Source organism: Hyphomicrobiales bacterium, from assembly GCA_016710435.1.
Classification (GTDB): domain Bacteria; phylum Pseudomonadota; class Alphaproteobacteria; order Rhizobiales; family Aestuariivirgaceae; genus Aestuariivirga.
Map to the genome: position 1 here is coordinate 1451381 of JADJVV010000001.1, position 14647 is coordinate 1466027.

A 14647-nucleotide genomic window follows, 5' to 3' on the forward strand; every position below is an offset into this window, starting at 1 on the left:
TTGGTTCCGCAAACTGATATAACAGTTTAATAGGCCCGGGGGCCTGTGAAAACAACCCGGGAAAAGGGATAAGAAGCGTGAAATTGCGACGGGGTTGCGGCGGTCTGCGCCAACCTCTGCCGTGTCCAGACGCGCGCCGGAGATGAAGCACCATGAAAATCGATTCCCACCAGCACTTCTGGCATCCCGCCCGCGGTGATTATTACTGGATGGATGGCGAGGGCGCGGCCCCGATCCGCCGCGCCATCGGCCCCGACGAAATGCGGCCCCATCTCAAGGCGGCGGGCGTGGACAAGACGGTGCTCGTGCAGGCTGCACCCACCGTCAACGAAACCGAATACATGCTGGGCATCGCCGACACGACCGGCTTTGTCGCCAAGGTTGTGGGCTGGGTCGATTTCGAAAAGCGCGAGGACCTGAAACACCTCCAGCGCTTGGCCAGGCATCCCAAATTCGCTGGCGTGCGTCCCATGATCCAGGACCTGCCGGATGCGGAGTGGATGCATCGCAAGGACATCCAGTGGGCCTATGACGCCATCACCGATCTTGACCTCACCTTTGACGCGCTGGGCTATGCCCATCACGTCGGGCCGTTCCGCCGCCTCTTCGATGCCCGGCCCAAAATGCGGATCGTCATTGATCATTGCATGAAGCCGGTGATCCGCGACGGCAAGTTCGACGACTGGGCCAGGGGCATGGAAACGATTGCGAAGACGACCAACGTCTTCTGCAAGCTCTCGGGCATCGCAACGGAAGCAAAACCCGGCTGGACGGTTGAGACGTTGAAGCCCTACGCCCGCCATGTGATCGACTGCTTCGGACCCGGCCGCGTGATGTGGGGCTCGGACTGGCCGGTGCTGGAATTGAACGGCAGCTATCCGCAATGGCACGCCGCCGCGACGGAGATCGTGGGCGCACAGGGAGCAGATGCCATCTTCGGCGGATCGGCGGCAGCGTTTTACCGGATCTGAGGGGAATGGCTGAACGGGGTCCGCGGAATTTGGCCCGCGCGGCAGAGTTTCAGATTCCAAACCCCGTCATGCGTCCTGTCGCCGGGTAACGAGTATCAGAAGCAAAGAGCCGCGTGATGCCTTATCCCTTCGGCCATCCCAGGCAGGTGATGCCAACGACGATCATGGCGATGCCCAGCCATTGTCCGCGTGATACCTTTTCGCGGAGGAAGATCATCGCCACCAGAACGGCAAGCCCGCCATAGGCGGAGACGCCCATGGCGGCGAATTCCTTTTCGGGGAAATGCCCGGCCCCGTTGACCGCCGTCACCGCCCCCACATCGAGTGCCGCCATGGCGATGACGGCAAGTGTGCCCCGCCGCGGCCAGGAACCTTGCCGCCGCACATCCCCCGCCAGAAGCGGCGCCAGCAGCAAGGCCGCGGGAAAGCGCGAGACGAATGTCGTTTCCACCTCGCCCATGCTGACGGACGCGGCTTGCCCCAGAATCACAGCGGAGGCGAAACCCGCATTGGCGGCCAGAATGGCAAGCACGGCCATCAGCACCTGGCCGGGTGCGATGGAGGCCCGTCCACCCTCCACAGGTCCGCTCGCTCCGACCGTGATCGCGCCTGCAAGAACGAGCACAACGCCCGTCCACTCCACGAGCGTGGGTGACAGGCCGTGGAACAATCCCCACAACACCACCAGTGCGGGATAAGCCGCCGTCGTCGGCCCGACGATGGAAACGGGCGCCACGCTGAAGGCCTTGAACAACCCGCCGAGTGCAAAGGCATAGACGGCTCCCAGCGCCAGGGCATAGCCAATGGCCCAGCCCTCCGCCTGCCAGATCACGTTCCGCCACAGCACGATGGGCAAAAGCAGCAGGGCGCCTGTCAGTACAACCAGGAAGGCCATGCGGTAGGGGCCGATACGGCCGGCATAGGAACGGGCAACACAATCATGCACCGACCAGCACAGGGCTGCGGCAAGACCAAAGGACAGGGCAAGCATGGCGGCAACACTGGCATTGCCGGCCACATGACGCAATCGGCACGGCAGATGGCCGGAAAAGATGGGCATTCCCTGCCGCCTGTGGCAGATTTGCCGGAATGTTCCTCTCCGTCTTCGACCTCTACAAGATCGGCATCGGCCCCTCGTCCTCGCACACGGTGGGACCCATGGTGGCGGCGCGCCGTTTCCTCGATGGCCTTGCGGGCGTCTATCTGCCGCCGGATTCACATCTGCATGTGAGCCTGCACGGCTCGCTCGCCTTCACCGGCAAGGGCCACGGCACCGACCGTGCCGTGATTCTCGGACTTGCCGGCGAGACGCCACAGGACATCGATCCCGACCGGGTCGAGTCGATCCTCGCCCGCATGGCGGAAGCAAAATCCGTTGCCCTCGGCGATGGCCGCCGCCTGGCCTTCGATCCGGCCACCGACGTGATCTTCGATTTCGGCCCCGCGCTGAAGGGCCACGCCAATGGCATGATCATGCATGTCCAGGCGGGCGGCATGACGGTGGCGATCGAGACGTTCTATTCCATCGGCGGCGGCTTCGTGCAGACCGAAGCCGAGCGCAACGCCACCGTGGCCAAGGGAGATGCACCACCGTCCCATGTGCCATTTCCTTTCTCGAATGCGGAGGAAATGCTGGCCATGGGCGCAGCCTCGGGCAAGTCCATCGCCGACATGAAGCGCGCCAACGAGGAAACGATGCACGGTGCCGCCCTCGATGCCCGGCTCGATCATGTGTGGCGCGTGATGAACGCCTGCCTGCAGCGCGGTCTCTCGCAGCAGGGCATCCTGCCTGGCGGCCTGAAGGTGAAGCGCCGCGCCGCCGACGTGCTGGGAAAGCTCCAGGCGGAAACGGGAGGCAACGCCGTGCAACCCCATCGCGTCATGGATTTCCTCTCGGTATACGCCATGGCCGTGAACGAGGAGAATGCGGCGGGCGGCAAGGTGGTGACTGCGCCCACCAATGGTGCGGCGGGCGTCATCCCCGCGGTCATGCGCTATTATCTCGATCATTGTGTCGGCGCCGACACAAACGGCATCCGCACCTTCCTCCTGGCCTCCGCCGCGGTGGGCGGCATCATCAAGCACAACGCCTCGATCTCGGGGGCCGAAGTGGGCTGCCAGGGCGAAGTGGGCTCGGCCTCGGCCATGGCAGCGGCGGGGCTGTGTGCGGCCCTCGGCGGCAGCAACGCGCAGGTGGAGAACGCCGCCGAGATCGCGCTCGAACATCATCTCGGCATGACCTGCGATCCCGTGGGCGGCCTCGTGCAGGTGCCCTGCATCGAACGCAACGCCTTCGGCGCGGTGAAGGCGGTGACCGCCGCGTCATTGGCCCTCCGCGGCGACGGCACCCATCTCGTGCCGCTGGACACCTGCATCGAAACCATGCGCCAGACCGGCATCGACATGAGCGAACGCTACAAGGAAACCTCCACCGGCGGATTGGCCGTCAACGTGGTGGAGTGCTGAGCCCTACTTGAGGGCGCTGAGGTGGGCGACCAGTCCTGCCGTGGAGGAATCCAGTCCCTCCAGTCCCTGTTTGCCCTCGATAACCGGTTGGAGGCCCGTGGCCAGTTCCTTGCCCAGTTCCACGCCCCACTGGTCGAAGGCGTTGATGCCCCAGATGGCGGCTTCGGTGAAGACGCGGTGCTCGTAGAGCGCGATCAGCTTGCCCAGTGTTGCCGGATCGAGCTTTCGGTAGGCGATGGTGATCGAGGGGCGGTTGCCTTCGAAGACGCGGTGCGGGGCGAGACGCTTCACCTCCGCCTTGCTCTTGCCCATGGCGGCAAGTTGCGCTTCCGCTTCCTTCAGCGTGCGGCCCCGCATCAGCGCCTGTGACTGCGCCAGGCAATTGGCCACGAGAAGATCGTGGTGCACCTTGATGCCCACTTCATGCGGTTCGGCGGCGATGAGGAATTCGACCGGGATCACATCCGTGCCCTGGTGCAGCAGCTGGAAGAAGGCGTGTTGTCCGTTGGTGCCGGGTTCGCCCCACACGATGGGGCCGGTCGCCTCGCGCACCGCCTTGCCGCCTTGCGTCACGCGCTTGCCGTTGCTCTCCATGTCGAGTTGCTGGAGGTAGGCCGGAAAGCGCGAGAGGCGCTGGTCATAGGGAATGATGGCGCGCGAGGGATGCCCGCAGGCATTGCGGTGCCACACGCCCAGAAGGCCGAGCAGAATGGGCAGGTTGCGGAGCGGCGGGGCGGAGAGGAAATGCTGGTCCATGGCGTGCGCGCCGGCCAGCATGTCCATGAAGTTGCGCGGCCCCACGGCGAACATAAGCGACAGGCCGATTGCCGACCACAGCGAATAGCGCCCGCCCACCCAGTCCCAGAATCCGAAGGTGCGGTTCCCGGCAATGCCGAAGGCCTTCACCTTGTCGAGTGCTGTCGAGATGGCGGCGAAGTGGTCGCCGACGGCAGCCTCGCCCAGCTTCTCGACGAGCCAGGCCCGCGCCGTGCGTGCGTTCGTCATGGTCTCGATGGTGGTGAAGGTCTTGGAGGCGACGAGGAAGAGGGTGGTCTCGGGATTGAGGTCCTTCAGCGTGTCGGCGATATGCGCGCCATCCACGTTGGAGACAAAGTGCGCGCGCGGCCCGTCATGGTAGGGCGACAGCGCCAGCGTGGCCATGACAGGCCCCAGATCCGACCCGCCGATGCCGATGTTGACGACATCCGTGATCTTGCCCGCCACATGCTTCTGCCGCACCTCCACGGCGAAGCGCGCCATGGCTTCCAGCACGTCATGCACGTCATGCACGACGTTGTGGCCGCCGAGGAAGACCAGTTCGCTCTTCGGCCGCCGCAACGCCGTGTGCAGCACGGCCCGGCCTTCCGTGGTGTTGATGATGTCGCCCCGCATCATCTTGTGCACCTGGCCCTCCACGTCGGCAGCCTTGGCCAACGCCGCCAGCAGCTTCATGGTCTTGGACGTGACGCGGCACTTGGAAAAATCCATGACAAGGTCATCGAGACTCGCGGAGAATTCCGTGAAGCGGTCGTTGCCCCTCTTCGATGGCGCAAAGGTCTTCCGCATGTCGGGAAGGCCTTCACGGGCGTGGGCTTTGAGTTCGGCGAGGACGGTTTTGGTGGTGGGTGTCATGAAGCTGTCTCTTTGGAGAGAGCATGACGCCCTGCTCCAAAAAAGACAATGGCACCCGCTGCCGCGGAGAGAACGACGAAGCCCAGCGCCATGGGCACGGGCGTGCCGTCATAGAGCTGTCCGATCACCGTGCCCAGCGCCGCCCCGATCACCATCTGCAGGAAGCCCTGCGTGGAGGCGGCGGTGCCCGCCACCTCGCCCAGGGGCTCCATGGCCAGCGCCCCGAAGTTCGACATGATGAAGTTGAAGACGAGGAAGTTGGTGCTGAGCAGGGCAAAGAACAGGAACACCGGCAGAAGGCCGAGCGCCCCCAGCACCACCATCACCAGCGAAACGCCGGCAAAGATCGCCAGCGCGCCGTGCGACAGCCGGCGCATGCCGAAGCGCATCACCGCCTGCGAATTGAGATAGCCGCCGAAGGCACTGATGGCGCCGCCCGCCGCGAAGAACAGCGGGAACAGCGTGCCCACGCCATAATGCTCCACATAGATCTGCTGCGAGGAGGTGAGGAAGCCCATCAGGGCGCCGAAGAGCAGCGCCGTCGCCATGATGTAGGACAGCGACACGCGGTTGCCGAAGACGATGGCAAAGCCTTCCACGATCGCCCGCGCCGTGAAGGGGCGGCGGTATTCCGGATGCAGGGTCTCGGGCAGGCGGAAATAGGTCCAAGCCATCACCAGCGCGCCGAAGCCCGCCATGAAACCGAACAGACCCTGCCACGGCATGATGGACAGCAGGAACTGCCCGAGGCCAGGGGCAAAGATGGGCGAGGCCATCATCACCATGAAGACCAGCGACAGGGTCTTGGCCATCTCGTCGCCCACGAAGAGATCGCGCACCAGCGCAATGGCGATCACCGCCGTTGCCGCCGCACCAGCCCCTTGCAGGAAGCGCAGCGCCAGGAGGGCATTGAAGTCGGTGACGAAGAAGGCGGCCCCGGCGGCCAGCACATAGACGGCCATGCCGGCAAGAAGCGGCGTGCGCCGGCCAAAGCGGTCGGCCAGCGGTCCGAAGACCAGTTGCAGGATGCCGAAGCCCAGCATGTAGAGCGGGATCACCAGCTGCCGCCGGTTCTCGTCGGTTTCGCCCAGGCTCTGGCCGATGTCCTGCAGGCCCGGCAGCATGATGTCGATGGCAAAGGCATTGATGGCGATCATTGCCGCAACAAGGGCAATGAACTCGACCCGGCCGAGGCGGCCGTGGAATTTCTCGAAATCTGTGGTGCTCATGATTCCCTGCTGGGCCCCGGTCCGGAAAAAGGGGGCGGACCATAGGCCGGGACCGGCGAAGGTCAAGCAACGCGGGGTTGGGTGGCGAGACCCGACAGGGGTTGCAGCCCGGACCTTGCAATATCGGGCCATTTCTGCTTTATCCCCGCCATCTCACTGATAAAGCTGAGGTTCCTCAATCGCCTGGCCGTACAAGGGCTGCCATGGCGGTTTTTCGCAATGTTCTGAAAGGATTGAACAAAATGCCCAAGATGAAGACCAAGTCGGCGGCCAAGAAGCGTTTTCGCTTCACGGCGTCGGGCAAGGTGAAGGCTGGGGCCGCTGGCAAGCGCCACGGCATGATCAAGCGCACCAACAAGCAGATCCGCAACCAGCGCGGCACGATGGTTCTGGCCCCGGGCGATGAAGGCCTGGTGAAGATCCACATGCCCTACGCCGGCAAGTACTAAGAGGAGTCTGACCCATGCCACGCGCAAAAGGCGGCGTTGTTGCCCGCCGCTCCCACAAGAAGGTCATGGCCCGCGCCAAGGGCTACTTCTCCCGCCGCAAGAACGTTTTCCGCGTTGCCGTGCAGGCTGTCGAGAAGGCGGAACAATACGCCTACATCGGCCGCCGCCAGAAGAAGCGCAACTTCCGCGCCCTCTGGATCCAGCGCATCAACGCCGGCACCCGCGAACTCGGCCTCACCTACGGCCGATTTATCAACGGCCTCGACAAGGCCGGCATCGAAGTGGACCGCAAGGTCCTCGCCGATCTCGCAGTGCATGACAAGGCCGCCTTCGGCGCGCTTGTCGAGAAGGCAAAAGCCGCTCTCGCGTAAGTCCTGAACTTACGAAACGTCATTCACCGGGCCTTGAGGGGGAGAGCAATCTCCCGTACTCAGGGCCCGGTTTTATTTTGAGGATTCCCGATGTCGTTGGAAACGCTGGAGCAGGACACGCTCGCGCAGGTGAATGCCGCTGCCGATGAGGCAGCACTGGAAGCCGTGCGCGTGGCCGCCCTCGGCAAGAAGGGCACCATCTCCGAGCAGATGAAGGGCCTGGGCGCGCTCTCGCCCGACGAGCGCAAGAGTTTCGGCGCCGCCCTCAACCTCATCAAGGACAAGGTGAGCGATGCCATCGCGTTGCGCAAGGCGGCGCTGGCCGACAAGGCGCTGAACGAGCGCCTCGCCCGCGAGACGGTTGATGTGACCCTTCCCGCCCGCGGTGAACTCAAGGGAACGATCCATCCCGTTTCCCAGGTCTGGGAAGAGATCGTGCAGATTTTTGGCGACCTCGGCTTCGCCGTGGCGGAAGGTCCGCACATCGAAGACGACTTCCACAATTTCGATGCCCTCAACATGCCGCCCGAACATCCGGCGCGGCAGGAGCACGACACCTTCTATTTCCACGAGAAGCCGGATGGCAGCCGCATGGTGTTGCGCACACACACCTCGCCGGTGCAGATCCGCACCATGCTTTCGCAGAAGCCGCCCATCCGCATCATCGCACCGGGCCGCACCTTCCGTTCCGACTCGGACATGACGCACACGCCCATGTTCAATCAGGTCGAGGGCCTCGTCCTTGATGAGTCCACGCACATGGGCCACCTGAAATGGGTGCTGCATGAATTCTGCAAGGCCTTCTTCGAAGTGAACGATGTGAAGATGCGCTTCCGCGCCTCGCACTTCCCCTTCACCGAACCGTCCATGGAAGTGGACATCCAGTGTTCCTGGAAAGACGGCCAGGTGAAGATCGGCGAGGGCGAAAGCTGGCTCGAAATTCTCGGCTCCGGCATGGTGCATCCCAACGTCATCAAGTCCTGCGGCCTCGACCCCGCCAAATACCAGGGCTTCGCCTTCGGCATGGGCATCGACCGCGTCGCCATGCTGAAATACGGCATCCCCGATCTGCGCGCCTTCTTCGACTCGGACCTGCGCTGGCTCCGTCACTATGGATTCAAATCACTGCAAGTTCCGACGCTTGCGGGAGGACTGTCATGAAATTCACCCTCTCCTGGCTCAAGGATTATCTCGATACCACTGCCACCGTTGACGAGATCGCGGCGGGGCTTCTGGGCATTGGCCTCGAAGTGGAGGAGGTGTCCGACAAGACCAAGGCGCTGGCCGCCTTTTCCGTTGCCTACGTGCAGAAGGCGGAGAAGCATCCCAATGCCGACAAGCTCCGCCTCTGCGTTGTGGAAACGAAAGACGGCGTGAAGCAGGTCGTCTGCGGTGCGCCCAACGCGCGGACCGGCATGAAGGCCATCATCGCCCTGCCCGGTGTCGTAATCCCGGTGACGGGCCAGGTCTTCACGCCTGCCACGATCCGTGGATCGGAATCGCAAGCCATGATGTGTTCCGAACGCGAACTCATGCTCTCCGACGAACATGATGGCATCATTGATGTTCAGGGCGACTGGCCGGTGGGCACGCCCGCCGCGACAGCCCTCGGCCTCGACGATCCCATGTTCTACGTGAAGGTGACGGCGAACCGCCCCGATGCGCTGGGCATCTACGGCATCGCCCGCGACCTCGCCGCCAAGGGCCTCGGCACGCTGAAGCCGCTCAACCCGCCAGCGATCAAGGGCAGTTTCGAGTCACCCATCAAGGTGACACTCGATTTCCCCAAGGGTGACGAGAAAGCCTGTCCGCTGTTCGTGGGCCGCTACATCCGCGGCGCGAAGAACGGGCCGTCACCGGCGTGGATGCAGCAGCGCCTCAAGGCCATCGGCCTTCGCCCCATTTCCGCGTTGGTGGACATCACCAACTACGTCACCTTCGCCCACGCGCGGCCACTGCATGTGTTCGATGCGAAGAAAGTGACCGGAAACATCAGCGCCCGTTTCGCCCGCGACGGCGAGACGATCGACGCGCTGGACAACAAGACCTACACATTGTCGTCCGGCATGACCGTCATTGCCGACGAGGCCCATGCGGAAGCCGTGGCCGGCATCATCGGCGGCGTTCCCTCCTCCTGCACGGATGACACGACCGACGTGTTCCTCGAAGCCGCCTGGTTTGATCCGGTGCGCACGGCAGCGACGGGCCGCAAGCTCGGCATCAATTCCGATGCGCGCTACCGCTTCGAACGCGGCGTCGACCCCGCCTTCACGCCAACGGGCTCCGACATCGCCACGCAGATGATCCTCGATCTTTGTGGCGGCGAAGCCTCGCATCAGGTTGTGGCCGGCAAGGTGCCGGAAACGAAGCGCACCATCACGCTCCGCAAGGCCCGCGTGAAGCAACTGGGTGGACTGGATTGTCCGTGGGCGGATCAATTGAAGATCCTCCGCGCTCTGGGCTTTGCCGTGACGGAAGCCGCGGGCGGGGCCTCGTGCATTCCCCCGGCATGGCGCCCCGACGTGAACGGCGAGGCCGATCTGGTGGAAGAGATCTGCCGCATCGTCGGACTCGAGAACATTCCCTTCGCGGAGATGAGCAGGCCCAGCCCCGTGGCGAGGCCCGTGCTGACGCCGCTGCAGAAGCGCATGCTGGCGGCCCGCCGCACGCTCGCCTCGCGCGGCTTCAACGAGGCCGTCACCTACGCCTTCCTGCCGAATGCGCAGGCCAAACTCTTCGGAGGTGGCCAGCGGGAACTGCAGCTGGCCAACGCCATCTCCTCGGAACTGACCGACATGCGGCCTTCGCTGCTGCCCAACCTGCTCGCCGCGGCAGGGCGCAACATCGCGCGCGGCGTCGCGGGCTTCGCCATGAGTGAAGTGGGCCACGCCTATGCCGGCGACCAGCCCAAGGATGAAACCCTGCGCGCCGCGGGCATTCGCCAGGGCGAGGCCGTGTCGCGCCAGTGGCAGGGCGGCACCCGGCCTGTCGATGCCTTCGACGCCAAGGCCGACGCCATCGCCGTGCTGGAAGCCTGCGGCATGGCCGGTGCGACCTTGCAGATCGTCAACACCGCGCCGGCCTGGTTCCATCCCGGCCGCTCCGGCACCTTGCAGATGGGGCCGCAGAACAAGATCGCCCATTTCGGCGAGGTGCACCCCGGAGTGCTGGCGGAGATGGACGTGAAGGGCCCTGTGGTGGCCTTTGAGATCGTGCTCAACCTCATCCCCGCGCCGCGCCAGAAGGGCACGGCGAAACCTGCGCTGCAACTCTCCGGCCTCATGAGCGTGTCGCGCGACTTCGCCTTCGTGGTGGATGACAAGGTGCAATCAGCCGAGCTGGTGAAGGCCGCTCGCGGCGTCGACAAGGTGACAGTCACCGAGGCGCAGGTCTTCGACGTCTTCAAGCTCGCCGATGGCAAGACCTCACTGGCACTGGAAGTGACGTTGCAGCCCAGGGACAGGACCTTCACCGACGAGGAAATCGACGCGCTCTCGGCCAAGATCGTCGCTGCTGTCGGCAAGGCCACGGGCGCCACGCTGCGCAGTTGAGAAGCGGGAGTGCGGGAGCAATCACGTGCCCCGCGCATTGCTCATGGCTGCCCCGCTGCAAGGCTGTTGTCATTCCGCCTGTGATCGCAGAGCCTTGCTTCCGCAACAGACTCTCTGACCGGGGCAAGACCTGATTCATGAAACGGCATGACAACCGCGCCTGGCTGCTTCTGGTTCCGGCCGGGCTCATCATGCTGGCCGTGGGCGTGTTGCCGCTCGTCGCCGTCTTCAACTATTCCTTCCACGACATCTTCACCCTGCAGAAGCTGCATTGGGTGGGGCTGGACTGGTACCAGGAGATCGTGCGCTCCGAACGTTTCCACGGCAGCCTGCTGCGCAGCCTGCTGTTCTCCGCTCTCGTGCTCACGGTGCAATTGCCGCTCGGCATCGCCATCGCACTCATGCTCACGCAGCATCCGCGCTGGCGTACGCCGGTGATCATGCTGCTCGCCCTGCCGCTCGTCGTGCCGTGGAACATGATCCCCATGATGTGGCTGAGCTTCATCGCCAAGACGGGGATCGCCGGCGGGACCATGGCGGCGCTGGGCATTCCCTTTGACTACAGGTTCACCGCCATCCACACCTGGATCGTGCTGCTGGCGATGGACACCTGGCACTGGCTGGGCCTTGTGGTCATTCTCTCCTATGCGGGCCTCTCCGGCATCTCGCCCGACTACTACAAGGCCGCCGCCATTGACGGCGCATCGCGCACCGCCGTCTTCCGCTACATCCAGTTGCCGAAGATCAGCGGTGTTCTCTCCATTGCGGTGCTGCTGCGCTTCGTCGACAGCTTCATGATCTACACCGAGGCCTTCCGCATCAACGCGGGCGGGCCACGGAATGCCACCATGTTCCTCTCGCTCGACCTGGGCGAGGAAATCGGCAGCTTCACCTATGGCGCGGCAGCGGCGCGCTCCATGGTCTACTTCCTGCTGGTGATCACCGCCGCCTGGACGTTCCGCACCGTCATGGACCGCCGCAAGAGCGCCTTGCAGGGGATCAACACCTGATGCGCGTGCAGAAGGCCGGGAGCCGCATCAGCCTGTTGCCCCTCGTCGTGTTCCTGGCGCTTGCGGCCTTCATCCTGTTGCCTTTCCTGCAATCCTTCATCCTCAGCTTTGTCTCCACCATGCCCCGCGACGACATCGCCGAAGGTTCTTGGAGTTTGATCAACTACGCCAACATCGTGGCGCTGCCAGCGCTCCGTGAATCGATCCTCAATTCGACGCTCTACGTGCTGATCAACGTGGCGCTCTGCCTCGCCGTGGGTCTGCCCGCGGCCTATGCCTATTCGCGCTACAGTTTCGTGGGCGACAGGCACGCCTTCTTCATCCTGCTCATCTTCCGGGTGACGCCGCCTGTGGTCCTGTCGCTGCCGATCTTCATCCTGTTCTCGAAGTTCGGGCTGGTGAATTCTCCCCTCGGCATTGCCCTGGTGCACTGCCTTTTCAACGTGCCGATCGCGATCTGGGTCCTGGAGAGTTTCATCTCGGCCATTCCGGCGGAACTCGATGAAACGGCTTTCCTCGACGGCCATTCCCTGCCCGGCTTTTTCGTGCGCATGCTGATCCCGGCCATCGCTCCAGGGATCGGCGTCACCGCCTTCTTCTGCTTCATCTTCTCCTGGGTGGAGGTGGTTTTCGCCCGCATCCTCACCGTCACCGCCGGCATGCCCATCACCATGGCCATCAATTCGCTGATCGGCATCCGCACCGACGTCGGCCTGGTCATGGCCATGAGCACGGTGTCGCTGCTCCCGGGCCTGCTGATGATCTATTTCGTCCGCAACCATCTCGCCCGCGGTTTCGTCATCCGCACGTAAACGGGTGGGCAATCAGCCCGGCACGCCCTATGCTGGTGTGACGAAATCGGGAGAGCTTCCTCATGTCAACGCGCACGGAACGTGATTCATTGGGCGAATGGGTTGTGCCGGCGGAGGCCGACTACGGCGTTCATACCGCCCGCGCCGCCGCCAACTTCCCCATCACCGGCACGCTGCTGCGCCATTATCCCGAACTTGTCGTGGCACTCGCCATGACCAAGAAGGCCGCTGCCGAGGCCAACGCCAAACTCGGGGTCCTCGACCCGCGCATCGCCTCTGCCATTTCCGCCGCCTGCGACCGCCTGATCGCGGGCGAGAACCACCAGCACTTCATCGTCGACATGGTGCAGGGTGGAGCGGGCACCTCCACCAATATGAACGCCAACGAGGTGATCGCCAACATGGCGCTCCGCGAACTGGGCGAGGCCCGGGGCCGCTACGACATCGTCAACCCGAACGACCACGTCAATCTCTCGCAGTCCACCAACGATGTGTACCCCACCGCCGTCCGCCTCACCATGCTGCGCGAAGTTCCGGCCCTGATCTCGGCCCAGGAATTCCTGAAGTCGGCGCTGGAGGAGCGTGCCCAGGCCTTCCATCACATCATCAAGGTCGGGCGCACCCAGTTGATGGATGCCGTGCCCATGCGGCTCGGCTCCGAGTTCAAGGCCTTCGCCGTGACCGTGGGCGAGGATATTGACCGCCTCCGCGAGTTTGCCTCGCTGCTGCGCGAGGTGAACCTCGGCGGCACGGCCATCGGCACCGGCATCAACACGCCGCGCGACTATTCCCGCATCGTCATCAACAGGCTCGCCGCCATTTCCGGCGTGCCGCTGGTTCCCGCCGGAGACCTGATCGAGGCGACGTCCGACATGGGCGCCTTCGTCACCTTCTCGGGCGTGCTGAAGCGCATTGCCGTGAAGCTGTCGAAAATCTGCAATGATCTCCGCCTGCTCAACAGCGGCCCCCGCGCCGGTCTCGGTGAAATCCGCCTGCCCGCCGTGCAGGCCGGCTCATCCATCATGCCGGGCAAGGTCAATCCCGTGATTCCCGAAGTGGTGAACCAGATTGCCTACCAGGTGATCGGCAATGACCTCACCGTCACGCTGGGCGCCGAGGCGGGGCAATTGCAGCTCAACGCCATGGAGCCCGTCATCGTCTTCAACATCCTGCAATCCATGCGCATGCTGAGCCGCGGAATGACGGCCCTGCGCGACAAATGCATCATGGGCATCGAGGCCGATGAAGAGCGCTGCCGCGAACTGCTCGACCACTCGCTGGTCGCAGTGACGGCGCTCAATCCCTACATCGGGTATGACGAGGCAAGCCGCGTGGCGAAGCAGGCGCTGAAAACACGCAGCAGCATCCGCGAAGTGGTGCTGGCGGAAAAGCTGATGACAGCGGAACAACTGGCAGAAGCATTCGCGACCGAAAACCTGCTGGGCCAGCGCGGCCGCTAGGTCATTCCTCGTCGAATTTCGATTCGACGAGCGCCGCCAGCGCATCAATGGCCACCGCCGCATCGGGGCCTGAAGCGTCGACGCGGATCGATGTGCCGATCGAGGCGGCGAGCATCATCAGTCCCATGATCGAGGTGGCGGGCACGGATTGGCCGTCCTTGGACACGGTGATGTCGGCGTTGAAGCCTTCGGCGCATTTCACGAACTTCGCCGAGGCCCGGGCATGAAGCCCGCGCTGGTTGGTGATTGCCATGTCCCGCGAGAGTGTTGCCATGCCGCGCGTCAGTCCCCCAGAACCTGGCTGGCGATGTTGATGTATTTGCGGCCCGCATCCTGCGCGGCAGCCGCCGCCTTGTGCAGGTTGCAGTCGCGCCGCACGCGGGCGAGCTTCACCAGCATGGGCAGATTGAGACCAGCCACCACCTCGATCTTTCCCTCTTCGAGGAGCGAGATCGCAAGGTTGGAGGGCGTGCCGCCAAACATGTCGGTGAGGATGATGACGCCTTCGCCGGTATCGCTGCGCTTGGCAGCGGCGGCGATGTCGGCCCGGCGGGCATCCATCTTGTCGTCGGGTCCGATGCAGATCGCCTCGATCTGCTCCTGCTTGCCCACCACATGCTCAACGGCGTGGATGAATTCCGAGGCAAGTCGCCCGTGGGTGACGAGCACAAGTCCGATCATGCCGCGCAATGCCTT

Annotated in this window: 13 protein-coding genes and 1 pseudogene; 9 read left to right on the plus strand and 5 right to left on the minus strand. The window is 64.0% G+C overall.

All coding sequences use genetic code 11. The annotated features are described in order from the left end of the window. Nucleotides 1-152: 152 nt before the first annotated feature. Nucleotides 153-971, plus strand: a complete 819-nt coding sequence (locus IPM06_07055; protein ID MBK8770173.1) for an amidohydrolase family protein — start codon at nt 153-155, stop codon at nt 969-971. 121 nt (nt 972-1092) lie between these two features. Here IPM06_07055 and IPM06_07060 read toward each other — a convergent pair whose 3' ends face one another. Beyond that, nucleotides 1093-2031: a DMT family transporter gene (locus IPM06_07060; GenBank protein MBK8770174.1), complete on the minus strand. Its 939-nt coding sequence runs from the start codon at nt 2029-2031 to the stop codon at nt 1093-1095. Nucleotides 2032-2060: 29 nt separating this feature from the next. Here IPM06_07060 and IPM06_07065 point away from each other — a divergent pair, with 29 nt between their 5' ends. Continuing rightward, nucleotides 2061-3437, plus strand: a complete 1377-nt coding sequence (locus IPM06_07065) for an L-serine ammonia-lyase (protein MBK8770175.1) — start codon at nt 2061-2063, stop codon at nt 3435-3437. Nucleotides 3438-3440: 3 nt separating this feature from the next. Here the strand turns inward: IPM06_07065 and pgi are convergent, their stop codons facing one another. Continuing rightward, on the minus strand, nt 3441-5069 hold the full coding sequence (gene pgi / locus IPM06_07070; GenBank protein ID MBK8770176.1) for a glucose-6-phosphate isomerase: 1629 nt from the start codon (nt 5067-5069) through the stop codon (nt 3441-3443). Next, a pseudogene (locus IPM06_07075) lies at nt 5017-6298 on the minus strand (multidrug effflux MFS transporter). The gene pgi and the pseudogene IPM06_07075 overlap by 53 nt, the downstream one beginning before the upstream one ends. A gap of 242 nt (nt 6299-6540) precedes the next feature. Between IPM06_07075 and rpmI the strand changes: the two are divergent. The 7 genes from rpmI to IPM06_07110 all read left to right on the plus strand — a co-directional run bounded on the left by rpmI (nt 6541) and on the right by IPM06_07110 (nt 13951). After that, on the plus strand, nt 6541-6747 hold the full coding sequence (gene rpmI / locus IPM06_07080) for a 50S ribosomal protein L35 (GenBank protein ID MBK8770177.1): 207 nt from the start codon (nt 6541-6543) through the stop codon (nt 6745-6747). A gap of 14 nt (nt 6748-6761) precedes the next feature. Next, entirely contained in the window at nt 6762-7118 is a 357-nt protein-coding gene (gene rplT / locus IPM06_07085) for a 50S ribosomal protein L20 (protein MBK8770178.1), read from the plus strand. 90 nt (nt 7119-7208) lie between these two features. Beyond that, nucleotides 7209-8279 (plus strand): phenylalanine--tRNA ligase subunit alpha, encoded by a 1071-nt coding sequence (gene pheS, locus IPM06_07090; GenBank protein MBK8770179.1) that lies wholly within the window; start codon nt 7209-7211, stop codon nt 8277-8279. After that, the gene (locus IPM06_07095; protein ID MBK8770180.1) at nt 8276-10669 is read left to right on the plus strand and encodes a phenylalanine--tRNA ligase subunit beta; all 2394 of its coding nucleotides are present in this window, start codon (nt 8276-8278) and stop codon (nt 10667-10669) included. The genes pheS and IPM06_07095 overlap by 4 nt, the downstream gene beginning before the upstream one ends. 137 nt (nt 10670-10806) lie before the next feature. Continuing rightward, nucleotides 10807-11679 carry a sugar ABC transporter permease gene (locus IPM06_07100; protein MBK8770181.1) on the plus strand — a complete coding sequence of 291 codons (873 nt, stop codon included), beginning with the start codon at nt 10807-10809 and terminating at the stop codon, nt 11677-11679. After that, nucleotides 11679-12491, plus strand: a complete 813-nt coding sequence (locus IPM06_07105) for a carbohydrate ABC transporter permease (GenBank protein ID MBK8770182.1) — start codon at nt 11679-11681, stop codon at nt 12489-12491. The genes IPM06_07100 and IPM06_07105 overlap by 1 nt, the downstream gene beginning before the upstream one ends. Nucleotides 12492-12553: 62 nt before the next feature. Further along, nucleotides 12554-13951: an aspartate ammonia-lyase gene (locus tag IPM06_07110; protein ID MBK8770183.1), complete on the plus strand. Its 1398-nt coding sequence runs from the start codon at nt 12554-12556 to the stop codon at nt 13949-13951. A 1-nt stretch (nt 13952) separates the two neighbouring features. On the opposite strand, the gene IPM06_07115 is transcribed toward IPM06_07110, so the two are convergent. Together IPM06_07115 and IPM06_07120 are read right to left on the minus strand one after the other, a co-directional pair. Further along, entirely contained in the window at nt 13953-14225 is a 273-nt protein-coding gene (locus tag IPM06_07115) for an HPr family phosphocarrier protein (GenBank protein MBK8770184.1), read from the minus strand. A gap of 8 nt (nt 14226-14233) precedes the next feature. Further along, complete coding sequence (locus IPM06_07120) at nt 14234-14632, minus strand: PTS sugar transporter subunit IIA (protein ID MBK8770185.1); 399 nt, start codon at nt 14630-14632, stop codon at nt 14234-14236. Between the last annotated feature and the right edge of the window lie 15 nt (nt 14633-14647).